This window comes from Flavisphingomonas formosensis (genome assembly GCF_009755815.1).
GTDB classification, from domain to species: Bacteria; Pseudomonadota; Alphaproteobacteria; order Sphingomonadales; family Sphingomonadaceae; genus Flavisphingomonas; species Flavisphingomonas formosensis.
This window is the reverse complement of sequence record NZ_WRPK01000004.1, coordinates 51,554-76,743: the sequence shown is the minus strand read 5'-3', so window position 1 is coordinate 76,743 and position 25,190 is coordinate 51,554. Positions and strand designations below refer to the sequence as shown.

15 protein-coding genes are annotated in these 25,190 nt (G+C 68.3%); all 15 read right to left on the bottom strand.

Annotated features, from left to right (window positions below):
* Position 1: 1 nt before the first annotated feature.
* The 15 genes from GQY20_RS12410 to GQY20_RS12340 are packed head-to-tail and all read right to left on the bottom strand — an operon-like array spanning position 2 to position 25,190.
* Positions 2-6,643 (bottom strand): hypothetical protein, encoded by a 6,642-nt coding sequence (locus GQY20_RS12410; protein ID WP_157217421.1) that lies wholly within the window; start codon positions 6,641-6,643, stop codon positions 2-4.
* A complete protein-coding gene (locus GQY20_RS12405) occupies positions 6,643-8,679 on the bottom strand; it encodes an ATP-binding protein (protein WP_157217420.1) in 2,037 nt (678 codons plus the stop codon). The genes GQY20_RS12410 and GQY20_RS12405 overlap by 1 nt, the downstream gene beginning before the upstream one ends.
* The gene (locus GQY20_RS12400) at positions 8,679-10,325 is read right to left on the bottom strand and encodes a hypothetical protein (RefSeq protein WP_157217419.1); all 1,647 of its coding nucleotides are present in this window, start codon (positions 10,323-10,325) and stop codon (positions 8,679-8,681) included. Before GQY20_RS12400 ends, GQY20_RS12405 begins: the two co-directional genes overlap by 1 nt.
* 10 nt (positions 10,326-10,335) lie before the next feature.
* The gene (locus GQY20_RS12395) at positions 10,336-10,566 is read right to left on the bottom strand and encodes a hypothetical protein (RefSeq protein WP_157217418.1); all 231 of its coding nucleotides are present in this window, start codon (positions 10,564-10,566) and stop codon (positions 10,336-10,338) included.
* A 10-nt stretch (positions 10,567-10,576) separates the two neighbouring features.
* Complete coding sequence (locus GQY20_RS12390; protein ID WP_157217417.1) at positions 10,577-12,655, bottom strand: hypothetical protein; 2,079 nt, start codon at positions 12,653-12,655, stop codon at positions 10,577-10,579.
* 13 nt (positions 12,656-12,668) lie between these two features.
* Positions 12,669-14,624, bottom strand: a complete 1,956-nt coding sequence (locus tag GQY20_RS12385; RefSeq protein WP_157217416.1) for a hypothetical protein — start codon at positions 14,622-14,624, stop codon at positions 12,669-12,671.
* Positions 14,625-14,646: 22 nt separating this feature from the next.
* Positions 14,647-17,178 carry a YncE family protein gene (locus GQY20_RS32135; RefSeq protein ID WP_198350939.1) on the bottom strand — a complete coding sequence of 844 codons (2,532 nt, stop codon included), beginning with the start codon at positions 17,176-17,178 and terminating at the stop codon, positions 14,647-14,649.
* A gap of 5 nt (positions 17,179-17,183) precedes the next feature.
* Positions 17,184-19,358 (bottom strand): phage tail protein, encoded by a 2,175-nt coding sequence (locus GQY20_RS12375; RefSeq protein WP_157217415.1) that lies wholly within the window; start codon positions 19,356-19,358, stop codon positions 17,184-17,186.
* Positions 19,358-21,367 (bottom strand): putative baseplate assembly protein, encoded by a 2,010-nt coding sequence (locus GQY20_RS12370; protein WP_157217414.1) that lies wholly within the window; start codon positions 21,365-21,367, stop codon positions 19,358-19,360. The genes GQY20_RS12375 and GQY20_RS12370 overlap by 1 nt, the downstream gene beginning before the upstream one ends.
* Complete coding sequence (locus tag GQY20_RS12365; protein WP_157217413.1) at positions 21,357-21,776, bottom strand: GPW/gp25 family protein; 420 nt, start codon at positions 21,774-21,776, stop codon at positions 21,357-21,359. Before GQY20_RS12365 ends, GQY20_RS12370 begins: the two co-directional genes overlap by 11 nt.
* The gene (locus tag GQY20_RS12360; RefSeq protein ID WP_157217412.1) at positions 21,773-22,540 is read right to left on the bottom strand and encodes a hypothetical protein; all 768 of its coding nucleotides are present in this window, start codon (positions 22,538-22,540) and stop codon (positions 21,773-21,775) included. Before GQY20_RS12360 ends, GQY20_RS12365 begins: the two co-directional genes overlap by 4 nt.
* Positions 22,541-22,547: 7 nt before the next feature.
* Complete coding sequence (locus GQY20_RS12355) at positions 22,548-23,063, bottom strand: phage baseplate assembly protein V (protein ID WP_157217411.1); 516 nt, start codon at positions 23,061-23,063, stop codon at positions 22,548-22,550.
* Entirely contained in the window at positions 23,060-24,277 is a 1,218-nt protein-coding gene (locus GQY20_RS12350; RefSeq protein WP_157217410.1) for a phage late control D family protein, read from the bottom strand. Before GQY20_RS12350 ends, GQY20_RS12355 begins: the two co-directional genes overlap by 4 nt.
* Entirely contained in the window at positions 24,274-25,011 is a 738-nt protein-coding gene (locus GQY20_RS12345; RefSeq protein WP_157217409.1) for a CIS tube protein, read from the bottom strand. The genes GQY20_RS12350 and GQY20_RS12345 overlap by 4 nt, the downstream gene beginning before the upstream one ends.
* On the bottom strand, positions 25,011-25,190 hold the full coding sequence (locus tag GQY20_RS12340) for a hypothetical protein (RefSeq protein ID WP_157217408.1): 180 nt from the start codon (positions 25,188-25,190) through the stop codon (positions 25,011-25,013). Before GQY20_RS12340 ends, GQY20_RS12345 begins: the two co-directional genes overlap by 1 nt.

Below are 25,190 nucleotides of genomic sequence, written 5' to 3'. Positions count from 1 at the left end.
TCTAGTCGCGCCCGACCTCCTTTCGATTTTCGAATATGATCCGCCGGTCGGTGAACGATCCGCCCGTGGTATGGGACGTGACCATATCGAATGTTTCCGTGGACATCGCGTCGATCACCTTCTGGCGGAGATCCGGCGGCAGCACGCCCGGATTTTCGTTGAGACGATCGAGCACATCCTTCACGGCCGCATCCCGCCTTCCCTTGACGTCGAACGTATCCGAATGGCCGGTGCTTTCCACCGTATGATATTTCGAATCCCACAGCGTGACCTTGCCCGTCGCCGGATTGATGGAGGCGAGGTCGGTGCCATGTTCGTTGATCTTGTGGCCATATTGGAAGACCAGTTCACCGCTCTCCGCAATCCGGTTCGCGAGGCGAAGTTCCGACATGAATCCGTTCTGATTGTTCAACAGAGCCTGAAGTTCTGCTGAGTTCAACACCTTGCCCGGCTCAGGCGCCGGGAAATAATTCCGGCCTGCCAAGGGTTCGGGCAGAGAGGGGTGGAGCGGAACCCGGCCGTCGCCTGCAAAACGATTATATTTTCCTTCGCCAATCTTTTCGCGTGTCCGCTCGATCGCCTTGTTGACCGTATCGAGTTCGGCCTCCAGTGCCTTTTCCCGATCCTTGCGTTTCGGCTCGGCTCGCTTGGCCTCGGCGATCGTCTCGCGCAGGCTGTCCGCGAAGCTTTTCTCCTGGCCGGGACGCCTCTGCTCCGGCGGCTTGTCGCCGATCCATTCGCCCAGCTTGCGCAGACCTTCGTCGCGCCGCCCCGCCGCAAGCGTGTCGAGCATTTCCTGAAGGCGCTGCGGATTGGCGCCGGTCTCCTGCATCTCGGCGATGCGGTTCTCAAGCATGTCGATGATCTCGTCGACCGGCCGGGAAAGCTGCGTCCGCTCCGTCTCCAGCTGCTTTTGCCTGGCCGTTCCCTCGCCCAGATCCTTTTGTAGCTTCTGCGCGCGCTTGCGCGCGCGCGCTGCCTTCGGATCTTCGACCGCCGCCGTGCCTTTGCGCGGCTTCTTCGTGCCCTTGGCAGCAATATAGCCCTTCGCCTCGGCCGCCGATCCGAGTGCCAGCCGTGCATGCTCCTCCTGGAACTGACGGCCGAGACCGTTTATCTCATCAACCAGCGCCCGCGCGCGGCGCGGATCGGTCTCGACGGCCAGTTGCTTGACCCGATCCTCGATCATCGGTCCGAGCTTCTTGACCTCCCCCGCCGCTTCCCAGCGGCCGCGATCGCGCGGGCTGATGATGTCGGCGCCGAGCGCGTTGGCGACGTCGATCGCCGCCTGGCGGGAGCGCCCTATCAGTCCTTCGAACTTGCGCACGCCATCGATCGTCGCGACATGCTCGCGAATCTGCTGCGCGGTCGCTTCAGGACCGATCTCCAGCCGCACCCCATGAATGGTGCCGTCCGGATCCATCGGCACGACACGTACGCCGTCCCGCCCGAGGCCCGGATCGTTCACCACGTCGATCGGCACGCGGTTCTGCAGGCGCTCCGGCAAGGCCTCGGCAGCGTTCGCAGTCCGGCCGCCGGAGGAGGGCGCGATCTCCTGCCGTACCTGCGGCGCGAGATCGCGCAGCGCCGACGGCTGGCCGCCCTCGCGAATGACGATCGCCGTCTGGCCGTCCTTCTTGAAGATCATCGCATCGCCGGTCTGGCCCTTGTTGAGCGCCTTGAACTCGGCCTCGCTGACGCGGACGATCTCGACATCGGCAAAGCCCGCCCGCTCCTTCGGCGGAAGCGCGTCGAACAGCGCCTTGCGCGCCGCGCGCGTCTCGAGCCGGGCGAGGTCGATATCCTTGGCCGCCGCCGCGGCACGGCTCTCATTCTGAGCGACATAGTCCGAACGCGGCTTGCCGGGATTGCTCTCCTGCCACGCCTTGTAGTCCGCGAACCGCGTTTCGACCGCCGAGCGCGGAGCATTTTCGACATGCACGACCTTGCCGAGCCCGGACTGCACGACATGGCCGGCCGCGCCCATCACGGCGCCGACCTTCAGATTCTCGATGCTCGCGTCGAACGTGCCATGCGCGATGTTATGGAACGCATTGCCGTTGCGCAGATTGCGCTCGTTCATGACGTTCGCAACCAGCGCGGTCGGCAGCGCGGTCACGAACTGGTGCGCCTGGTTCTTGGCCATTTCCTTGGCATTCTTGCCGATAAAGGTCAGTGCCCGGCGGGTCAGCGATCCCTTGCCCGCGGTCTCCGCCGCTTCCTTGACCGTCGTCGCCACGGTCCGCTTCGCCGCCTGCTTCAGCCCGAAGCGGATCGAGGCCTTGCCCAGTTCCTTGAGCTCCGTCTTGGCCGCGGTGAGCAGGCTGCTCCCCTTCGTCGTGCCGAGCGTGGCGATCGTCACCGCAAGATCCACCGCGCCGACCACGGCATCGGTCAGGAATTCCTCGCTGCCATAGGCGCCGCCCTTCACCGCCGCCTTGATCGCCATCCCGCTGAGCGTGCCGAGGATCGAGCCGGCGATCGCGATCAGCGCTGGTAGCGCTGTGCCGCCGGAGACGACAGCCACGATGGCGCCGAGGATCACGGCAATCGCGCCGATCACATATTGCGCGATGGTCGTCAGCATGTCGGCCATCGCGTCGACGCGTGCACGCTGCGCCTCGATCGCGGCATCGGCATGATCGATCCGGCGGTCGAGCTCGCCGGAGAGGAATTCGCGCTTCCGCGGATCGAGGTCGGGATTCTTGAGATCCGCGGTCAGCGCCTCCATCTCCGCCAGTTCGCGATGCGATCGGGCCGATGCGTCGCGCGATCCCGAGGCGCCGAGCGGACCGACGCTGTCCTCGTCCCGCTTCAGCTTGCGGCGCATCTCGTCCATGCGCTGGTCGACCGTCAGGGCGGCGCCATGCTCGACTGTGTCGACGAGATCGTCCTCCTCGCGTCCGCTGGTGTCGGACTGCACCGCTTCCTTGAAGGATTCGTTGTCGTGGTCGGCTCGCCACTTCCTGTCGATATAGGCGAGATCTTCCTTGTCGAGACCGGCGATCCCGCCCTTGAGTTCGTCCATATCGGTGCCGACGCCCTCGATGGCGTAGCGCACGCGCGAATAGGCCCAGTCGCGCCGCCGATCGCGCTTGGCGTCCTTCAGCGCCTGCGGCGTATCGCCGACGATCTCGGTGCGCATCACCCGGAGTTCGGACTGTGCCTGGCGCTTGTCGCCCCACGACATGTTCTCGGCGATCATATTGTCGAGCGTGATGCCGTGATTGGCCTGGAGCACGGCATCGAGCACCGTGGAATTGGCCTTCGCCCGATCGAATGCCTCGTCCTGCAGCATCGCGTCGCTTTCGCGCTGCAGCTTCATCCGCTGGTTGATCTTCTCCTCTTCGGTATAGGACTTGATGATCTTGCCCGTCTTCCTGTCGACATGTTCGTCCATCCAGGCCTTCATGCCGTTGTCGACACGCTGGGCGAGTTCGGGGCCGCGATCGAGTTGGGCGCGATCGAAAGCGCGGTCATATTGCTTGCGAACGACGCCCTTCAGCACGGAATCGTCCGCGTAGACGCCCTCGCGCTCGGTCTGCATCAGTGCGGCGTCGGCCGTCGGCATGTCGTTTTCGGCAAGCGCGTTGACCAGCTTGCGATTGGCCGGATCGAAGGGATAGGCGGCGGTGATCGCCGTCTTCAGCGTCGATTGGCCGCGGCCCCAGGCATATTCGGGAACGCCGGAGAATTTTTCCCCGAACCTCTTCTCGATCTCGCCATTGCGCCGTTCGATCTCGGCATCGAGCTCGGCCGAAGTCCAGTTATTGGCCTTGGCCTTGGCCATCGATTCCTGCTGGACACGATCATAGACGGCGGTGACACTGTCACGATCCGGGCTGAACACATGGCCACGCAGCCCGCCGTCGATCGCGATCGCATCGGCCTCTCCCTCCTTGCCCTCCAGCAGTGCCTGAACCTGGCCGAGATCGGCACCGGACATGTCCTCGGCCAGCCGCGTCGACAGATCCTGGTCGTACTGATCCTTATAATAGGCGATGGCGCGCTTGCGCTCGTCCTCGGTGAGGCCGCGCAGCGCATCCATGACCTGCTTTTCGTTGGTGCCCGGCCCCCACACCGCATCGTGGATCGCCTCGGCCGCGGCCGCCCCCTTGTCTCCTTTCAGCAGATTTTCGGCGCGGCGCAGTTCATCGCCGCTCATCTCGTCGTTGAGCGCCCAATCGAGCGTGTGGCCGTGCGTTTCGAAATAATGCGCCTTCACCGCGGCAATGCCGAGCGGCGAGATTCCGCTCAGCGCGCCGTAGATGGCATCCTCGTCGGTACCGATCTTGTCTTCGCCGTTCTTGAAGATGGTGTCGGACCGCTTGTCGGCATGGAAGCCCGAATCCTTCGACTGGACCAGCGCCTCCATCGCCTTCCATTCGGAGGTCGGCAGCGCCAGCGCCTCGGCCTCGAGCGCGGCTTCCACCTTCGGCTTGTCGACCTCCACCACGCGCTGGCGCATGCTGGCGGCAAGGCCCGCGCCGATCCCGGCGCGATTGTCCTTGTCGGAGACGAGCTTGTCGACGAAGCGCTTGCGCTGCTCCTCGGGCAGGGCGGCGAACTTCGCCGCATCCGCGCCTTCGGTGGCCAGCTTGGCCTCCAGCCCCTCGCTGATCGCCTCCAGATCGCGCTGCATCTGCAGCCGCGCGAGCTTGCTTTGCACCTGTGCCCAGGTCGTCGCGGTATCGTGCGCGGCGCCTGCCCAGCTTTCGAGATTTTTCGCGCTGTCCGCCCACCAGCTCTCGACCGCGCCGTCCTGCGTATCCCCCCACGCCTTGAGCGCGCGAAACGCGGCCGCTCCCTCGTCCTGCACCGCGGTGATGTTCGCCTTGGTCTGCGCCGCGGCCTCGTCCTTCAGGCGCTTGACCTCGCCGTCCAGCAGCTTACGCCGTTCCTCCGCCCAGGCCTTGGCGGCATTGATCGCCGCCGACATGCGCTCACGCGCGCGCTTGCCCTCGGCTGCGGCGGTGAAGGGCTGATCGTAGGGTGCGGCCTTGTTGGCCACCGAGGCCGCAAGCTGGTCGGCAGTGACGGCGTCCTGATAGGCTTCGAGCTGCTGCCGGCGCGCATCGTCCAGCTTCTTGCCGCGCTCGGTCTCCATGAGCTGGAAACCGGCTATGGCTTCGGCCACCTTGTCCTTGATGCGGGCCGCCGCCGCATCCGCGGTCTCGCGGAAGGTCGGCTTGGGCTTCTTCTTCGCGGCCGCTGCGCGCTGCTTCGCATCGGCCGCCACCGCCTGCGCCTTGGCGGCATCCGCATTGCGGGCGTCGGCATTGTCGGCAACCGCCTGCCGACAAGCATTTTCTCCATTTTTGAGCTTATCCTGGGCTTCCAGCCGCTCCTTCTCGAGCGCGGCCTTCCGATCGGCGACGGCATCGTCGAGAATCTTGCCGGCCACCCCCATGGCGTCGGCGACGGGATTGACCGCCGCGCGCAGATCCTGCTTGATCTCGCCGAGCTTGGCCTCGCCCATCGGCTTGAAGACCTTCTCGAAATTCGGATTGACCAGCACCCGTCCAGGAAATGTGTCGCTATTTTCCTTGAGCGTATCGAGAATGCCGTGCGCCTCGCCCGCGGGATCCACGAGAAGCTGGGCGAGCGCGGCGGTGAACAGATCGCGCTGCGCTACGGTCAGCACGGCCGGTGGAAGCGGCTTGAGCTTGATCGGCTCGGCCACCGGCAGCACGACGGGAACCGGCTTGCCGTCCTCGCCGAGTTCCGGCGGCGCCAGCATCGCGGCGCGGGCATCGCGGATCTTCTGCCGCTCCGTCTCCGGAAGGTTGGCGGTGTTCATCCCCTCCTCGCCGACGAGGACGAGGCGACGCTGCTCCTTGGTCAGCGGCTTGGCGTTGATCTGGGGAACATGGCCGCCCGGGCTGATCGTGACGGGCGGGAAGACGACGTCGGGTAGCTTGCTGTTCGCCGCTTCCTCGATCTTCTTTGTCGCCTCCGGGATCGGATCGGGAATGTTCGCATAGGCCGGCGTCGCCATCGGCACGGGCGGCGGCCCCGCCATCGCCTGTACCCGGTGGGCCGGCGTCGGCTGGCGACGAGCGGGCGGAGCCGGGGCATCGACGGTGGATGCCGGCGGCTGCGGCATGGCGCCGGCGGTCTGCGCCGCCGCCTGCTGCACCGCCTGGGGGCCAGCGGCGGCATTGGGCTCGATGATCGGTGCAGCGCCGCCGGGAGGAGCGCCGCCCTTGCCCGCCGCGCCCTTGCCGACGCTGCCTTTGACACCCTCCGGCTGGTCGGCCGGCGGTCTGGCCGGCTTGGCTCCGCCGGCCTCCTCGGAGGCGCCCGCCGTCCCGGCGGATGGTTTGATCGGCGTTTCGGCAGTTCCCTTCGCAGGCTTCGCATCGGTTTCGGGGAGTGCCGCGGCGCCGGGCGGGGGCATCATCCGGGCCGCGAGACGCGCTATCGCGGCATTGCCGGCGCCTGCATTGGCAGCCGCGCGCATGATCGCCTCGCGATCGACCGGGAACATCGGCAGCGCCACGCCGGTGCGTGAACCCAGGATCGAGTGGACGAGCTCGGGAGGCACGCCAGCCAGCGGTGCCGACTGGCCGCGGGGCGTCGGCGCATCCGGCACAGGCGCGTGCGGCACGGCGGCATGCGCTGCTGTCCGCGGCGGCGGCATCAGGGATCGTCGGCGAGACCGCCGAAGTCGGCGGCGATTGGCGCACGACCCTGCTTCTCCAACTCGCGCCCGATGGCGCCGATCACATGGCGGAGGCCGATTGCCCCATCGTCCGCAGCGGCGCGATAGGCGGCCGCGATCGCGGCATTGCGGATATTGCCGCCCGACAGATCGAAAATCTCGGCGATCGCATCGAGATCGAGATCGGCATCCAGCGGCGCGGCGGCGGGAAAGGCGCGCCGCCACAGCTGCCGCCGCTCGGCGATGCCGGGCAGCGGAAAGGCGACGGTCATGGCGAGCCGGCGCGCAAAGGCATCGTCCATATTACCCGCCAGATTGCTGGTGAGCACGACGAGGCCGTCATGCGCCTCGATCCGCTGCAGCAGATAGGCAGTCGATATGTTGGCGTAACGATCATGCGCGTCGCGCGTCTCGGTGCGCTTGCCGAACAGCGCGTCCGCCTCGTCGAAGAGCAGCGCCGCGCCGGCTTCGTCCGCCGCATCGAACAGGCGGTCGAGCTGTTTTTCGGTCTCGCCGATATATTTGTCGAAGATCGCCGCGAGATCGACCCGGTAGAGCGGCATGCCCGCGCCGGCCGCGATCAGCGACGCCGCCATCGTCTTGCCGGTTCCCGACGGCCCGCTGAACAGCGCGACGACATTTTGCGGACAGGGGGTAGATGCCGCAAACCCCCATTCGCCGATCACCCGCGGCCAGTGCCGCTGCGTGGCCGCCAGCTCCTCGAGCTGCCGCCGCTGCCGGTCGGGCAAAAGCAGATCCTCCCAGCGCCACATCGGATCCACCCGCCGCGCGATCGCCGGCAGGCGGCTGCCCGCGTGGAGGCTGGCCGCGCCGATCAGGTCTGCCGGCCGGCGCGCGAGCGTGCGGGCGATCGCGACGGGGCCGAGCCGGGTGGACTGGGCAAGCCGCTCCGCCGCGCTCCCGGCCGGCGCCCACCAGAGCACACGCTGCTGCACCGGCGCCTTCGCGAGGCGGATGATCGCCAGATCGGCCCGCGCCGCGATGGTGGCGGTATCGACCGAACCGGGACGCGCCGTCACGAAAAGCGGCAGCGGCGGATCGGACAGCGCGGCCGCCAGCCGATCGAGCCGGAGGGACGACGCGCCAGGGCCGATGCCGACGAACAGCCCCATGCCCCCGAGCCGCGCCTCGCGGGCGATCAGCATCGCGCGCTCCCCGGCGCCGGCCGTCATCTCGCCATCGCCTTCGGCGAGCAGCAGGCCGAGCCCGCGGGCGGCGCAGGCGGCCCGGGCGGCGGCATGCTGCCCGCAATCCGCCGCGGCCTCGAAGAGGAGGCAGTGCGCCCCGCCGTCCAGCGCAGCCTCGACCGCGGCCAATAGCGCCGGATCGACCGGCAGGTCTTCGGGCAGGTTCATCGCGCCGTCGGCGATGCGGGAATCGATCGCCCCATCGCCGAGCAGGGCGGCCGCGACGCGATCGTCGACGCCGAAACCGCGATCGGCGAGCGGACGGCCGCGTTCCGCGTCCGGCGAGACCAGCAGCCCATGGCGGACGAGCGGCGCGCCCGGCGCGAAACGGGTCAACCCCGCCAGCCGCTCGGCACGATCCTCGGCGAGCAGCGCCAGCATCAGCTCCGGCGTCGCGATCCGGCGCCCGACATCGTTCTGGGCGAAAGCGAACAGCGTGGCGTAGCGCCGGTCGAGCGCGGGCGCAGCGGCGACGAGCAGTGCCGCGCGTTCCAGCGGATCGAGGCCACAGGCCCGCGCGATGCGACACAGGGGCAGCGCGGGGCTCCTCTCGGCACGCGCATCCAGAACCTTGCGCTGGAGCATCAGCGTCTGCGCATCGCAATCCGCATCGTCCTCGGATACGAGCAGCGCCTGCGCCTCTTCCTCGCCCACATAGAGGCCGCGCAGCGGATCCTCGTTGAACCGGCCGGAGCGCCGCAACGCCGCGACATGCGCCGCCAGCCGCCGGTCGAGCCAGTCGAACTCGGCAGCGATCTGCTCCAGCGCGCTGTCGAACGGTTCGGATCGGGGAGCGTCGAGCCGCATCAGCTGGCCCCCGGCAGCAGCAGGCGGAAGCCGCGCCCCCCGCCGAGATCGACCCGCATGCCGTCCATCCCGGTCATGCGGAGCACGAGATCGAGCGGCACGCGCGGCAGATGCACGCGCGCTTCGCCATCCTCCACCGTCAGCTCGCCTCGCCCGGCGACGAGATTGGCGGCCACCCAGGAGGCGCTGGACCGGGCCAGGCCGGGCAGCCGGCGGGCGAGATCCGCATGGGCGGCGCGCGCGAGTAGCGCCCAGCCCACGCGCCGCCGATCCGTGGCACCGAAATAAGCCAGATCTGTGGCGACGGGACGGGCCTCGTCCGGCGCGGGCGATGGCCTTGCGAGACCGAGCGCAACAAGTTGGCGGCGGGCGTGTGCAGACGATCCCGCGATCAACCAATCTTCGGTCAGCGCATCCTGGACGATCCGGCCATCTTCACCGAAGCGCTGCTCGATCAACGCCGGAACGCGCGGCGCGGCGCGATCGACCAGCAGCCGCGCGAAGGCGAGTCCGGCCGGCGCGCGCGGCACGGCTTCGTCCGGCTCGGGAATATGATCGGCAAGCCAGTGCAGCGCCGGATCGTCCCGCGCCGCCTCGCGATCCGGGCCGGCCAGCGTCGCCGCCAGCTCGAGCCGCATCCGTCCATCTGCAAGCAGCGCCGGCAGGCCAAGCTCGACCACCGATCGCCAGAGCAGGAAGATGCCGGCAAAGGACGTCGCGAGAGACAAGGGACCCTGCGCTGCCACCTGATCGGCCAGCTTCGACCGCGCGCGCGCGTGAGCGGCACGGCGGGTCGTGCCGGCTGGCGGTCCCGGATCGGCCGCCCCCTCCGCCGGATCCGTCGCCGGGAACGGCACTGCCGCCAGCCTGTGGCGCCGCGCGAGGATATGGAGCGCCGCGGGCACGGCCGCGGCGAGAGCGGCGGGCGGCGCGGACAGCTGCGCCGCGCCGATGGCGACGAGCGCGAGCCGGGCTTGCGGCCCTTCCCGCCACCGCCGGAAGCCGGGCTCCGCCCCGACCGCGTCGACGAGGGCGCCGGGATCTACCCTGCCCTGCCGATACGTCTCCACCGGCACCAGCGCCGACAGTGCGGCGCGCGCGCCTTCGCCGCCGATCCGATCGATCCAGCGTATGAGCCTTCCGCTCTGATGCAGCAGAATGACGGCCGGCAATCCGTCCTCCGGCTCGCCGAGCAGCGCCAGCCGGACGGCCTGGGCGGTCGGAAGCGGTGCGAGCGCGCGGTAGCGGCGGTGATACCAGCGATCGAAGGCATCGCCCGACGCGAGATCGAACAGGAAGGTCGCGAGCCGCGCCGCCCGGCTTTCGAACCGGACGACCCCGTCCGCCCCTCCGGCCAGCGCACGGGCCACCGCTTCGCGCATGGCACGGGCCAGCGCCTCGGCTCCGTCCGCAGCGGCATCGGCAACCGCCACGACATCCAGCCGCCGGATGACCCACAGCGCATCGTCCCCGGAGTGGAGCAGCGGCGCAACCTCGCCGCGGATCCGGGCGACGAGCTCCGCCTCGCCGAATCGCGGCTGGCGCGCCGCGAGCCAGGGCGGCATGGCGAGCCGCGTCGCCAGACGCACGCGGCCGAGCCGCAGCCGCGGCCCGGCCGGCGGCAGCGGCGCGGGAAGCGCGGCCATCGTCGCGCTCCTAAAGCTTGCCCGCGGCGATCGCCGCCTTGATCGCCTTGATATCCGCGGCGGTCAGTCCGGCGGACTCGGCCCGCTTCTTGCGCTTGACCTCGACGATGGCGCCATTCTGCACCTGCCATCGGCCGGGATCGTCATGAAAACCCTCGGGCAGTTCCACGCGCTTCGCGCGCGGCGGGGTCGGCGCATCGTCGGGCACGCTGAACAGAAGATCGTCGCTGATGAGCCACATCGCCGCACCTCTAGGGAAGGAAGATCACCACGTAGCTGAACCAGAAGAGCTGGCCGTCGCTGTCGTTGACCGTCCAGTTCACATTGATGTTCGCGCTGGTCGTGCCGGTGCGCACCCAGCTTCCGGGATGCACCGCCCAGCGCGCATCCGTCGCCACGTTGATATTGGCGATATCGGACAGCGCGACCATGAACTGGATGTTGGAATAGGCCGGCAGCCGCGTCGTGACCGGCACCGGCACCGTGCCCGATCCGGCCCCCGTCCGGTTGAGGAAGGCTTCGCCGGCATAGACGTCGATCAGCGGCTTGCGGCCACCGACCCAGAGATCGCGCGCGACGCGCACGTCCCCATCATTCTCGACGATGAACTGTTCCTGAAATGCCCCACCGCCCGGCTGCGTGCCGACCACGAAGCGATCGTCGCCGCTGAGATTGTCGCCGATCATCACCCGCAGGTCGTTGCGATCGGGGGCCCAGTTGATCCGCGCAATCTCCAGCGGATCGGTATCCTCCCCGCCGCCGACCGTCAGGAAACGCAGCCGCGTGCCCCAGAGCTGGACGTCGCCCTTGGAGACGACGCCGCCGGTCACCGAAAGCTGACTGTTATTGTCCAGCGTCATCGCCACGGCGCCGCCGCCGGGATCGAACTGCCCCGAATTATGCGCGCCGCCGCGATACCAGGCGAAATGCCGGTCCGATCGCATGTAGAGCACGCGATCCTGGGCGCCCACCGCATAGGTCTGCCCGGCAACCGACGCCTCGATCATGTGGCGATAGGGATCGCCGAACCGCAGCGTGCCTCCCGCGGTCAGCTCGAGCTGCTGCACGCCGGCCGCGCCGGGATTGCCGTCGGCATTGTCGTGGACGCCCTGGAGATACCAGTAATGGCTGCCTTCCGAGCGGTAATAGACGCTCGTTCCCTGCCGTCCGAACGCGTTGTGGCCCGCATGGACCACGCTGGACGCGCCGAGATCGATCAGGGGACGCGAGCTGCCCTGAAAGAACAGCGTGCCGGTCGGAACGTAAACCTTGTCGTCGCCGGCGACGGCGAACACCACCTTCTCGGTCGCGGCCGCGGTGGGTTGCGGCCCCGGCCCGACGGTGAGGCGGGTGACGGCTTCCGGTGTGTCGCCGATATGGATGCGCAGGTCCGCGCCGCTGCCGACCGCAGCGCCGAGCCGCTGCATCCACAGCGGCCGTGTCTCGTCCGTACCTCCCGCGGCGAGCAGCTGAAGGCGCCCGCCCTCGATGTTCACATCCTTGCGCGCCGCGAGGCTACCGTCGACGATGACGCGCCCGGCGATCTCGGCGAAGGGTTGCGCCTCGACATCGGCGGGGGCGATGCGCGGCGCGATCAGGAGGCCGGGCCCCTCGACCAGCAGCGAACCGCCGACGAAGCCGGCATAGCGGCGGTTGGCATTGCGGATGTCCGCCGACGCCGCCGGCCGGAACTTGCGGACCGTGCCGTCCCAATGCACCCAGCCGAGCTGGACGAGCCAGCGCGCCGCGCGATCGACGGCGGGAAACTCCTGATAGGGGATGGAGGCATCGGGCGGCTCGATCGGATCGCCGGGGCCGGCGGACGCAGCAGGCAATGCATTGCTCCCGCCGACATCGACGAAGTCGTGGGAGGGGTCGGCGGAACTGGTCGTCGTCGCGGTCGGCGTTCCGACGAAGAACCGGAACGTCTCGGTGATCCGCGAATAGGCGGTCGCATCGGTGCAGGGTGCGAAGCCGCCGGTCGCCGGCTGGCCGGCCAGCTCGTCATACTGGATCCAGAGCTCGAGATGCCGGTCGGTCGCATAAGCGAGGAATAGCTCGGGATCGATCTTCGTCTGCTCGAAGATCACCATCTCCCGCCCGAAACCGTCGACGACCACGCCGGGCATCACGACGATATCGACGAAGGGATCGTCCCCTTCGCGCGGCACCTCGGCGATCGTCGCGCCGGTGACGATGCCCCAGCTGTGCGGCCCGAGATTATGCCGTCGGCGCATGTCGCGATGATAGGCATCCAGCGCCTGGAGATCCTCTGCGCCGAGATATTGATATTGGTAGAAGTTGACGCGCTCGATGCTGTCGGCGGCCATCGCCCCTCTCCCTTCAGCCCTTGCCGCGACGGCTGGCCGGCGCGCTCTTCGCGAGGTCCGCCACGGTCTGGCGCAGTTCGGCCAGCTCGCGGCGCAGCGTCGCCACCTCCCCCGTGTCGGATGCGGATGGGGCAGCGCCCGGCGCCGCCGCCTCGCGCACCGCGGCGACGACCTTGCCGTCCCGCGCGTAGAGCTTCACCGTGTCGCCGCGCCTCAGCAGCGGCTGGGTGCGCATCGCATCGACCATCGCCGTATCGTCGCCGATCGCCAGCGTCTGCACCTCGGCCTTCACGCCCGCGGCCGCCAGCGCCTGCTGCGCGGACCTGACGTCGTTTCCGCCGTAGCTGGTCGTCGCGCCCGCAATGTCGAGGCTTTGCGCGATGCGGGTGGCGAAAGGAATGTCGCCCGCCGCCACGACGCGCGCGAGATAGGTTTTCGGCAGCGCGAAATCATTGGCGACGATGGCGCGCCGCAAGGTGCCGGTGGGATCGATCTTGTCCATCAGCGGCACGAGATCGTTCACCAGCGGCGAATTGCGGCGCAAGAGGTCCGGCCGGCAGCAGATCGAGGCGAGCGCCTTGGCGATCAGCGGGAGGAGCGGCACGATCGACAGCCAATAATAGAGCGCCGGGAAGGAGCCGGCGTAACGCCGGCAGCTATGGTTGCAGATCGAGAGGATCTTCCCGCCCTTCACGGTGACGCAGGCGATCTCCACCCGATCGTCGCACGGATCGTCGTTACATTGCGGCAGGAAGGCATGGCAGATGCAATCGAGGATGAGTTGGATCCAGACCGCCAGCAGATCGGCGACGGCCGCGCGGACCTGATCCAGCCACGCGCCGCGCTCCGGCCCGTCCGTCGGTGGCGGCGCCGAAACCATGATGTCGCCCGCGGCGCGGCGCATCTGGCAGCGCGTCGGATGCGTATCGTCGGCCAGCTTGTCGAGCACCGCCTGGCGGAAGGCGCAAAAGGCGGAATGCACGGCCGGCAGCGAGACCTGCGCCTGGAAGAGCTGGTCGTTGGTCTGGGTCGAGACCTGGGCGAGCAGCGCGCCGTCCCCGGTCTTGAAGCGCTGCATCAGTTCCTGGAGATCGCCGACGACGCAATCGATGATCTTGCGCAGCAGTGTCCCCTCCGGGATGAACTGATCCCAGACGCCCAGCGACGAACTCGCCAGCTGATCGCGATCGCGCGAGACCAGCACGGGCCGGCACCCATCCTTGGAGCATATGGCCGTCACCTCGAAACATTCATGGACGCGCCGAGGCGAACAGCTGCTGTTCGACGATGGCAGCGCGGTCGAGGCCGACGAGGCGGAGGCCAGCGCCGTCGTCGAGCGGACGGAACCGCTGCAGCCGCAGCCCCCGCCGCACGAGCCGCCACAACCGCAATTGCCGCCGCAGCCACAACTACTGCCCGTGCCACCCGTGGCGGTGCTTCCGCTGCAGCCACAATTGCCCGTCGCCTTGCCCGCCACGAGACCTTGCACATAGGCCGTCTCGACCTCGCGATACTTCAGCGCGACGCACCAATGGCTCTCGGCATCGCCGCACCCCGGATCGGGCGGCGGCATCCACGGATCGCAATTGCCGGTCTTGGCGCGCTGCTGATCGGCGCAGGCGCGGATCGCCGCGATCAGATCGAAGCGCACCGGCTGGGCGACGATGATGTCCTCGCCGCACGGATCCAGCGCATAGCCGGGCGAGATCGTCACCGAGCCTTCACAATCGTTGCAGCTCACCTCCAGCCCGCAGACGACGCCCCAGCCATGCAGATAGCGGCTGTGCAGCCGATTCTTGGCGCGGACATAATCCTGCAGCGCGGTGAGATCCGCGGCGGTGAGCACCTGGCCGGCGCCGAACAGCGGCCGATCCTTGAGCACCAGCCCCCGGCAGGTGGGGCAGCAGCAATTGCGCCCATGGCCGTTCCGGCTGCCCGGCTGGAGCTGGAGGGGGTAACGCGTTGCCATCGTCGATACTCCTTCCCGAGGCCTAGCCGCGGGCCTTGACGGTAAACCAGCTGAGGAAGCGCCCGCCCTCGACGCGGTCGCCGGTGGGGCAGCGGCCCTGGCCGATGCCGGGGGCGAAATGATTGCCGTCGAGCGCGGGATTGACCTTGATCGTCTCTCCCGGATTTTCGACATTCTCGATCTCGATTTCCTTCTCGCCGAGAATATGGTCGCCTTCGAGGATGACGCGGTAAGTGCCGGGCGGCAGCGCCGTGGGGCGCCCGTTGCGATCGAACACGCGCATCCTGACGCCGGTCGTCGCCGGACCGGGCGCATCCTCTTCGGGAATGTCGAAACGCTCCTCGCCGCACTTGGTGGTGACGTCGATCGGCGTCACCTTGACCTCGACATTGTACCAGGCGGTGAGCGAGAGGCGGAATTCCGGCCGGTTATCGCCGACCTGCGGGACGCTCTCGACCAGAAGCTGGCAGCTCTGGCGGTGCAGCGTCTCCGCGAGGATCGGCGCGGCCTGATCGAAGGCGACGACGAGGCCGAGCTTCGAGAGAATGGCATGCTGCTCGCCGCCCTGCTCGATCTCGCCATTGTGCGGCCAGTTGATGCCGACGATGCGCGGCAGATCGTCCCGCAGCCCGGCACCGTCCTTGCCCGGTGCACCCGGCTGTCCCGGGGCGCCTGGAGCACCCGGAGCGCCTGGAGCACCCGGCGTTCCGGGTGCGCCCGGTGCTCCTGGGGTGCCTGGGGCACCGGGAGGCCCCGGAGGACCCTGCTCGCCCTGCGTTCCAGTGCCGCCGCTGCATTCGGCGAGGCAACGGACCACCTCGGTCAGCACCGACGTCGAGGGCAGTAGGCGTCGCACGCGATTGTCGATCATCGCGGCGAGGATCGGCTGTTGCCAGACATAGTCGGTGATCGCGGCGAGCACGATCTCGTCGCCATCCTCGCAGGCCGGGCACGGCCCGAACAAGGTGTCGAAGATGGCGAGGCAATCGCCTCCGGCGATCGTGTAGGTGGCGATGCCGCCCGGCTGGCGCGGGCTCGCAGCGTCCGGCGCGCCTGCGAAGCCGATGACGAGCCCCCGCGCGGCGACGACCAGCGCGTCCGCCCCGATCGGCGCCACCACCTCCGCGCCGATCGACGGCTCGGTGCCGGCGGCGCGGCGGTCGATCGAGACGACTTGAACGATCGCGCTGCCGTCCGCCTTGGTTTCGAGCGCATAGGCCCAGTGACCGCCGATTGCGGCGCCGACCGCGACCGGCGTGCCCGGCAGGCCGGCGATCGGCGTGCCGATCGCGACCAGCTTGTCGGCCGGGTTCGCGGCATCGGGCACGGCGCTCGCAAGGTGGAGGCCGGCATTGGAGCCGTCGCCGATCACCAGCAGGTCGCGCCCCTCCCGCTGGCCGACCGCGAGCGCGACGGGACGGGCGGTACCGCCGCTGCCAACGGCGAGAAGCTGGGTGGAAAGATCTGCGGCCTTGATCGCCGTCACCTCCGCCGCATCGCCCGCCGCGACATAGAACCAGTCGGTGCCCGGTCCTTGCGCGATCGCCAGCGGTCCGTTGGCCACCGCGATCACGGTGGCCGCAGCCGGCGGCGCGGCGCCGACTATGTCGGTTCCCCAGACCCAGACCGTGTCGTTGGCGGGGCTCGCCGCGCACAGCCGACCGTCGGCCAGCGCCAGCAGGCGCACCGCCCCGTCCGCCGCGCCGGCCAGGGGCACGGTCTGGATCGGCGCGGCCGAGATGTCCGCCGCGTCGAGCACGCGCAGCTCGGGATCGCCCCCGCCGTCGGGGCGCACCACCACGAAGACGTGCAGGCCATCCTGCGCGACTGCGACGTCGACACCGGCGAAGCCCGCGAAACCGGCGCTCGCCTGGATGCTGTTGGTCTCCGTTTCCAGCTTGGCGAGCATCGCCGGCGAGGGACCGGTCAGCGCATAGAGCGTCTTGCCATCGCCGGTGGCGGCAAGGTGGGCGACATGATCGATATTGTTCGTGCATTCCCATTCGAGCGTCTGCGCATTGCCACCGAGCCCCGGCAGCGGCCGATCGATCAGCACTCCGAATTCATAACCGTCGACGATCTTGCCCGGCAGGCAGGCGGACGGACCGGCCCCGCAGCCTTGGAACACGGCGGGAACCGGATCGGCGGTGCACTCGCGATAGCGGACGACGATCTCGACGCGATGCTGCTGGTCGTCGGGCGTGCTTTTCGGGCCATGGGCCAGTTGCCAGGCGGCGAGAAAAGCGTCCTGCACGTCCATCATCTGGACGGAGCGCACCAATATCTCCCGCCCGCAGCAATCGATCGCAGCGCCGGGGGAGATCGTCACATAGCGATCGCGGCAGGCAGGATTGGGATGCTGGCCGACCAGCAGCCCGCAGGCCACGCCCCAGCCGTGCAGATATTGGTTATGGCGTCGGTGCTTGCCGAGGAAATAATCCTGCTCATCCGCGAAATCGCGCGCGGACATGGGCTTGCCGTCGAAGAAGGTGTTGCGCGCGAGCTGCGGGATCTCGCAGGGGGCACAATCGACCGGCGTACAGATGTCGCTCATCACGGTCACTCCAGGATCGTATCGGTGCCGAGCCGCAGGCCCGGCTGCAGGCTGAAGCCAGGGAGCGGGCCGGCCAGGCGAATGTCCTCGCCGAGCACCGCTTCGTCGATCGTCGCAGGTCGGCTGTCGATGCCGAGCACGGTGTTGACTCCGATGACGAGATCGCAACCGACCACGAAGCGCGGCCGCATCAGCCGGATGTCGACATCGACATGGGCAGGTCGCGCCGCGTCCACGACTGCCTCGAGCGCGGCGAGATCGGCATCCGAGAAGCCGTCGCCGACCGGCACGTACAGCGTCGCGCGATGCGCGAAGGCATCGAACGGATCGGTCAGCGGGTCGCCACCGTCGAACAGCGCGAAACGGCCGATCTCCGAATAGGCGTCGAGTTGCAGGCGGCGCACGATCTCGGCGCCCCACAGCGCGCTGGTCTCGTCGAGCCGTCCCTCGTCCAGGGTCAGCCAGCGGCGCAGGCGGAAATGCTCCACGACCTGCGGCTCGATGCCGGTGTAGACGGCGACGTGGCGCTTCAGCCCCTCCACCGTGCCGCGGATGCGGAACAGCGCCGGCGCCCGCTCCACCAGCCGCCGCCGCCGCGCGACCGACCAGTTGCGATCCAGCGCGACGCCGATCCAGCCGGCCAGCCAGTCGAGGAAATCGTCGCCCGCCGCCCCCTGCTCGGCCGCGGGCACGGCGGACGGATCGAACAAGGCGGGCAGCCGGTCGATCGGATCGAGCATCCGCTCGCGCACCTCGTCGAACAGGCCGAGGAAGCGGGCGAGGAAATCGGCGCTCGCCGGATCGGCCGCGAACGCGCCGGGCAGATAGCGCATGCTCGTCGCGCGCGGCCAGGTGGCGGTGATCGCCCGCACCACCGGCGTGTCGGCGCCGTCCCCGTTCAGATCCAGCCGCAACCACAGATAGCGCCCCGGCGCGCTGCGGATCGCGCTGGCGCAGGGTTTGCCGTCCACGAAGCTCAGCTCGGTCGCGGACCACTGATCCGGCCCCATCGCATCCACCTCGGCGGCGGTGAGCGCGAGGCCGGTGGTGAAGCTGCTTGCGAACAGGCGCGTTCCGAACGGCGCCTCGCCCTCGATGCGCAGCCGATCCCACACCGTGCCGGCCACACCGGCATCGAGCGGGCCGATCAGCGCCCAACCGCTTGAGCCATAGCGCAGCCGCTCGGCGCGAAGCGGCGGCTTGTGATTGGGCGAGGCGAGGATAGGTCGCCCGTCCGCATCGAAGCCGATCAGCGCACACCCGATATCGCCGGGCATCGGCTCGGCAGGCAGGCACTGGCCGGCGCAATCGCGACGGATCACGCTGGTCCGGCCCGTCGCGGGATCGGCCAGCCACAGGCTGCCGTCGCCGTCGGGATGGACCAGCGAGGGATCGAACACCCCGGCAAGCCGACCCATATCGCTACCGCTGCGCGAGACCACCCGCCCCTCGGGATCGAGCCGCGCGACACCGGACACGCCCTCCTCGACCACGAACAGCCCGCCATCCTCGGCGGCGGCCAGCGCGGTCGGCCGCACCAGCGCGGGCTCCTGCCCGCCCGCCTCGCCCCAGACCGCGCAGCGCCGCCCGCGGCGATCGAAGACATGGATGCGGTTCGCCTGCACATCGCTGACCGCGATCCGGTCATGCGGCAGGATGGCGAGGCCGCGCGGATCCCAGGCATCGGCTGGAAAGGCGAGCGCGCCGGTCTCGACGCCCGTGACCGGATCCAGTTCCGGCTCGGGCCGAATCGTTGCCAATCCGGCCGGCCGGTCGGCAAACGGACCGAAGAGCCGGCGGATGCGATAGGTGACGAGCGACCAGGCGGTGACGGCCCGCATCGCCTTGTCGATCACGATGAGTTCGTCGCAGCCGATCGCGCCGATGGCGATCGCGCCGCCGGGGATGCTGACGCAGGGCAAAGGCACGAACCCTTCCGCGCAGGGATCGAAGCGCAGGATCAGGCCGGCACCGTCGAGCACCCAGAGCGTCCCGCCAATGCAGATCGCCGCCCGCAAAGGCGTCGTCACGCCCGAAAGCGCGGCCGCGTTGCAGGGCAAGGGCTGCGGCGGTGCCGGTGTCGAGGCGAGCAGGATACGGTCGCCGATCGTCACCAAGCCGCTGCGCGCGGCAAGGCGCCAGCCGATGCGGGAATCGAGGCGATAGGCCGGCTGCGCCATCACCGGACCTCCGCGACCAGATTGAGATCGTGCCCGTTCGACCAGACGAGCTCGCCCGGGCACAGGCTCACGTCGCGGCAGAAGGGCTGGGCTTCCCCGTCGCAGCGGATCACGAGCTGGCCGTTGTCGATCCGCACGACATCGGGCGTGTCGAGGATCAGGCGATAGATATCCGAGAAATAGACCTCTCCGCCGAACGGCCAGCCGAGACCGTCCGGCCCTCCGGTGAGGGGATGGAGGAAGGCGTTCAATCGGTCCTCCACCGCCGTGCGGGTCAGCCCGAAATCGGCATTGCGCCGCACCAGCAGGTCTGCCTCGATACGGATCAGCCGATATCGGGGCGGCGCGACATGGACCTCCGTCGTCATCAGCCGCACCTGATCGAGATGCGCGGCGACGGTGGCGAGCGTGGTGGCGCCCGGCATCGGATTGGGCTGGTCGCTGTCCGGCACGACGATCACCGTCACCGCACCCGGAATGCGCACGCCGGGATAGCGCGGATGGGCGAGCGGCAGCGCATGGGCGCGGCGCACGCCCGCCTCCAGCGCGCGCACCTCGAAATCCTCGGTGGTGACGGCGCGGGCATTGCTGCGAATCTCGCCCGCCGCGCGGAGCTTGGCGGCGCCCACAGTCTCCTCTTCCGCTCCGCCCTCGGCCGGATAGGGGTTGGTGACGGAGGAAATCCCCGGCAGGTAGGTCTGGATCGCCGTCAGCGTGCCGGCAGCGAGGTTGCCGCGCCGGCCGCCGCCGGTCAGATAGCTGCGGGCGACGATATTGCCGCGTCCGCTGGCCGGCACGAATGCGGCAGGAATGCGCCCGTTCACATTGTCGCCGAAGCCCACCACGCCGGTCGTGCGGTTGAGCGTGAAATGGGGATCGTCGGGCCCAGATCCGTAGAAATCCGGCACCTCCTGCCACACCGCAGGTCCGGCCCCCTCGTCCACCTCCAGCCGCAGGCTCGTCACGGTCATGCCGGCGCCATCGGCACCGACGACCTGCTCGGGCGCATCGAGCATCAGCACGGGCCGGGCGGCAAGCGCAAAGCTCTGCCCCGGCCGCGCGTTGGAGAGGCCGAGCACCTCATCCTGCATCAGCGAGGCCTGCATCGCCGGCACACAGTTGATCAGCACGGCATCGAGCCGCGGCGCGCGATCCCAACCTGGCGCCTCGACCCGGCAGCGCAGCCAGAAGAGCTGGTCGGCCACGTCGCCGATCTTGGCCTTACGCGCCGCAGCCCCCGGCCCGCGCAACACGATATGGCCGTCGCGGATCAGCCCCTGCGTACCATCCTCCATCACGGTCAGCGGCTGCCACTGGACGAGATCCCAATATTCCCAGTGCAGCTTGGCCGGCGGCGGTATCGTGCCGGCGGTCGTATCGAAGGATTCGAAGCCGTCCGCTCCCGCCTGCGGATCCGGCACCGTGCCGTCCCGCCCGATCCGCACCAGGAGGTCGATCCCGCCGGCGGTCAGCTGCCCCGAGGAGGCGAAGCCGAGCAGCAGCGCGGAGCCGTCCCTGGCATTGGGGCCGAACGGATAGAACCACTGGCCGTCCGCCGCCGCCTTGGTGGTGACCACCTCATAACCGAGCCCGTCATAGGCTTGGATCGCCGCCAGCTTGGCGCCGAGCACGGCGAGCGGCTTCAGCGTTTCGAACAGGATCGGGCCGTCCGCGTCGGCCGGCGCCGCGACCTGGGTTCCCTCGGACACCCAGGTTTCGGGAATGTCGTCGCGCGCGGGCACGAATTGCAGTTCGGCCCGCGCCGCCGCGGCGGGAATCCGCTCGATCCCCACCATCTGCAGGAACTTGACGTAGTTGCGCTCCGGAACCTGGTTGAGCCGGAACAGGGTCAACTCGGTCATCCAGGCGAACAGCTTGGCGATCGCGATGCCGGGATCGCTGTCATTGCGATCGGTCCATTCGGGCGCCCAGCGGGGGATCAGCGCGCTCGCGTCGGAGACGATATCGGGAAAGCGCCGATCGTCGAGATTGGGAGCCTCAAGCGGCATCCTGCCCTCCCACGCCGTCGAGAATGTAGAATGGATAGACCAGGCTGCCGAACGCATGGTTCGAGCGCAGCCGATAGTCGATCTCGATCATCAGGGTGGTTTGCGTGTCGCCGGAACGCACGCGCACGTCCATCAGCTCGATCCGCCGTTCCCATTCCAAGAGCGCGTCGCGCACCTGATGGGCAAGCTGGGCGCGATTGGCCGGCGTGTCCGCCATGGACACGAAATCGTGGATGCCGCATCCGAAACGGGGATTGCGCTGCATCTCACCCTTGCCGGTCGCCAGGATCACCCAGATGGATTGCTGGACGAGCGATTCCTCGCTGGCCCAGGCGATGCCGCCCTGCGGCGTCACCCGCAGCGGAAAGGCCGGCCCCTTGCCGAGGAAATCGCGGGACGGCGCGGTCATGGCAGCGTCTCCAGCACGGACTCGATGGTCGTCACCGTGTCCTTGAGCGTGTCGATCGTATTCTGCAGCGCCGCACTGTCCTCGGCGCTGCCGAGCGCCGGCAATTCCAGGCTCACCCCCGCCATTTCGAGGAACACGCTCACCAGCGGCATGATGTTGGTGACTGGTCCCAGCGACTGGCCGGCGTGATTGGCCGCGTTGGTCGCATTTTCCTTGGCGCATTGCAGCACGGCGGCAAGCTCGGTGTTGCCGGCCGCCTCGGCCTCCCCGAGCCGCAGCTCGATGCCCTGCATGATGCCCAGCACGGTTTCGAGCTGGCCGATCAGGCATTTGATGATCTTGATGATGAGGAGCAGCAGGTCCTTCACGAAATCGAAGATACCGGCGGCCGGGATGAGGATCTTGAAGCAGTCGGCCAGTCCTTTCAGCGCATCGATCACGCCGCCGACCGAACCGGCGATCTTCACGAGATCGGCCGACTTCAGCGCCTCCATCACGTCCATCAACGGCTTCAGCACCGCGAGGACCTTCACCAGGCACTCGATGCTCGCCAGAAACGGCGCGAGCTGCAGGAAGATGTTCGCGACCAGCGAGCAATCGGTCGGTATGCCCTTGGTGAGATCGGGGATCGCCTGGATCTTGGCGCCGGTCGGCAGGCGCAGCACCAGCGGCTCCATATCGGGCAGCGAGATCGCGGAGCAGGTCGGGATCTCGAACAGCTTCTGGAGATCGACCGGAATGGTGATGGGATCGTCGTGCGTCATGGCTGCCTCACAACGGCGACTGGTTGGGCGTCACCACCCGTTGCCAGCCCGGCCCGCCGATGGTGACGACGGGCGCATGGATTTCGACGACCGCGACTGCATCGAGACGGATCTTTCCGTTCGACATGACCACCTTGTTGCCATTGGCATCCTCGATGGTGATCGATCCCGAACCCTGTGCACCTTTCGGCGAGTCGATCATGCGGATCACATGGCCGTTGTAGGAACGGATGATCCGCTCGCGCGGGTGGGAACTGGGCGAGGCATCCTTGCCGTTCCAGGTGAAACCCAGCACCACCGGCTGGTCCACGTCGCCGCTGAGGAAACCGACCACCGCCTCGTCGTCGAGTTCGGGCATGAAGGCGAAGCCGCGATTATTGCCGGCCATCGGCATCGCGATCGGCATCCAAGCCGTGCGCGATCGACCTTCGAAGGCGGGGTAATCCACCTGGATCCGGCCCTGGTTGTCCGGATCGTCGACATCCTTGACGATGCCGGTGACGAGGCCGGCCATCCGGGTCATGATGCGAACTCCGGGCCGATGCGGCGGGCGGTGAAGCTGGTGCGATAGCCGTTGTCGGCCAGCGTGTGGGTGCTCGAGACGACGGCATAGCGGCCATCGAAATGCCAGCCGGTGCCGCGGATGTTCACGGTGCGGCCCGCGCGCAGATCCGGCAGGCCGATCGTCGTTCCCGTCGCCTCGACGAGGCCCTGCTGGCTGGTGACGAGGATCGCGTCGGCGCGGTCCTTCGCCTCCTTGTCCGTCCGCGCCGGCGGTTCGGCGACCACCTCCTCGCGATTGCAGACCTTCACGACATCGACATGATCGGCATTGGGCAGCGGCGCACCCTGCGGCGGATCCTTCAGCAGATCGTCGATCGTGCGGCGCACGGAGATCGCCTTCTTCGCGGTGCGATCATAGCCGCCCACGGTCGCGGCATAGACGCGCTTCGAATCCGAGAAGCTCGGATGGAAGGAGATCAGGGACTTGCCCCATTCGAGATCATAGGCGACGTCCCTCAGCGACCGGGTCGGGCCGAAATAGACATGCTGGCTGACCTTGCCGTTCTCGTCCGCCTCCTCGCCCAGCAGCACCTCGTAACCGCGCTCGCGGGCGCGCTGCATCAGGAACAGGATCGGGAACTGGTTGCTCATCACGATCTTGTCGAGCGGTGGCTCCTTGCCCTTGGCCGCGTCGTCCACGCGCACCTCGATGCCGAAGCCCGGCTTGCCGCGCTTGTCGTCCGGCTTCGTGGCGAGCGCGAGCGCGACGTCGCTGTCGCGGATGCTGAGGCTGCCGTCGTCGGGCCATGTCCAGGTGAACTGGCGCGTGCGCAGTTTGTCGAGGATGTTGAGGCCCGATACGACCAGCTTCGAATGGCCGGTCTCGGGGAATTGCACGTCCACCGATGTGACGCGGCCGGTCATCATCAACCGCGTATCGCCGGTCCAGCCCATGAACAGCATGAGCTCGGTGCCCGGTTCGAACAGCGTGGGATGTTCGGCCGTCGGCTCGTCTTTGTAATAGCCATAGTAGATCGGCCGCTGGGTCTGGGCGTTCCAGTTGTTGACGGTCAGCGTGAAGCCGTCGATCCGCTCCAGCGCGTCCTCATATTTGATCTCGATGATATCCCGCACGACGGTGGGCGCGGCCGGGCTGTTGAATACCCACAACTCGAAATCGGGCGCATAATAGGCGTCCTTGGACGCGGTGAGCTGGATCACCTCGGCGCTCATGCCGCACTCCCCTGCTGCTGGCGGGGCGGCAGCTGCAGCACCTGGCCGGGCACGATCGCGAAGGGATCGTCGATGCCGTTCCACTCGGCGATGCGCCGCCAGTCCGCCCCGGCATCGCGCGAGCCGTCATTCTCCAGCTCGGCGATGCGGGTGATCGTCTCGCCCGCGGCGACGACATGCGCCTTGGTGCGGTCGGGCGACTGCTTGTTGAGCTCGGCGATCTGTTCGGCGAGCGTCTTATATTCCTTGATCACCAGCGAAAGTGTCGCCCGCAGCGGCACGCCGAGCGACGAGAACATGGTGTAGCGCTGGCGAATGCTCTCGACGATGCCCTTGAAACCGAACCGGTTCTGCCCGGCGAGCGTGTCGTAGGTCCGCGCGCCGGGAAAACTGTCTTCGCCCCAGCTGAACAGCACGATCGGCGGCGCGTGGCTTTGCGCCTCAATCTTCAGCAGCCGGTAGAAAGTATCGGTCTTGTCCGTCACCGACTTCGCATCGGCGCCGGTCCCGCCGTCGTCGCTACTGTCGAAGAAGAGATCGAGGGTCAGCGTCTCGGATTGACCGCGAATGAACTGGATGAGCGGCGATCCGAGCCCGGGAATGGGAATCTCGGCGAACTGATTGGTCTTGCTCAGCGTATATTCGGTCGGATTGAACAGCACATCTATCGCCGCGCCGACCGCCGTGCCGTCGGCCTTGAGGCGCTGGACCTGGGCTTTTGCCAGCCACTGCATCAGAGGTCGTCCGGCCGGCGCGATGCGCCATCGGCGAGCTTGCGGTCATTTTCCCGCCGCTTCTCGAGCCGCTTGTCGTCGGACAGGCGCGCCATCACCTCGGCGATCACCTCCGCCTTGATCGCCTTCAGGTCCATGACCGTCAGGCTCGCGTTCATCTCTTCGATCTCGACGTCCAT

Excerpts from the sequence above, each read along its gene's own strand:
- GQY20_RS12410 (WP_157217421.1), bottom strand. The coding sequence starts at position 6,643 with ATGCCGCCGCCGCGGACAGCAGCGCATGCCGCCGTGCCGCACGCGCCT.
- GQY20_RS12405 (WP_157217420.1), bottom strand. The coding sequence starts at position 8,679 with ATGCGGCTCGACGCTCCCCGATCCGAACCGTTCGACAGCGCGCTGGAG.
- GQY20_RS12400 (WP_157217419.1), bottom strand. The coding sequence starts at position 10,325 with ATGGCCGCGCTTCCCGCGCCGCTGCCGCCGGCCGGGCCGCGGCTGCGG.
- GQY20_RS12395 (WP_157217418.1), bottom strand. The coding sequence starts at position 10,566 with ATGTGGCTCATCAGCGACGATCTTCTGTTCAGCGTGCCCGACGATGCG.
- GQY20_RS12390 (WP_157217417.1), bottom strand. The coding sequence starts at position 12,655 with ATGGCCGCCGACAGCATCGAGCGCGTCAACTTCTACCAATATCAATAT.
- GQY20_RS12385 (WP_157217416.1), bottom strand. The coding sequence starts at position 14,624 with ATGGCAACGCGTTACCCCCTCCAGCTCCAGCCGGGCAGCCGGAACGGC.
- GQY20_RS32135 (WP_198350939.1), bottom strand. The coding sequence starts at position 17,178 with ATGAGCGACATCTGTACGCCGGTCGATTGTGCCCCCTGCGAGATCCCG.
- GQY20_RS12375 (WP_157217415.1), bottom strand. The coding sequence starts at position 19,358 with ATGGCGCAGCCGGCCTATCGCCTCGATTCCCGCATCGGCTGGCGCCTT.
- GQY20_RS12370 (WP_157217414.1), bottom strand. The coding sequence starts at position 21,367 with ATGCCGCTTGAGGCTCCCAATCTCGACGATCGGCGCTTTCCCGATATC.
- GQY20_RS12365 (WP_157217413.1), bottom strand. The coding sequence starts at position 21,776 with ATGACCGCGCCGTCCCGCGATTTCCTCGGCAAGGGGCCGGCCTTTCCG.
- GQY20_RS12360 (WP_157217412.1), bottom strand. The coding sequence starts at position 22,540 with ATGACGCACGACGATCCCATCACCATTCCGGTCGATCTCCAGAAGCTG.
- GQY20_RS12355 (WP_157217411.1), bottom strand. The coding sequence starts at position 23,063 with ATGACCCGGATGGCCGGCCTCGTCACCGGCATCGTCAAGGATGTCGAC.
- GQY20_RS12350 (WP_157217410.1), bottom strand. The coding sequence starts at position 24,277 with ATGAGCGCCGAGGTGATCCAGCTCACCGCGTCCAAGGACGCCTATTAT.
- GQY20_RS12345 (WP_157217409.1), bottom strand. The coding sequence starts at position 25,011 with ATGCAGTGGCTGGCAAAAGCCCAGGTCCAGCGCCTCAAGGCCGACGGC.
- GQY20_RS12340 (WP_157217408.1), bottom strand. The coding sequence starts at position 25,190 with ATGGACGTCGAGATCGAAGAGATGAACGCGAGCCTGACGGTCATGGAC.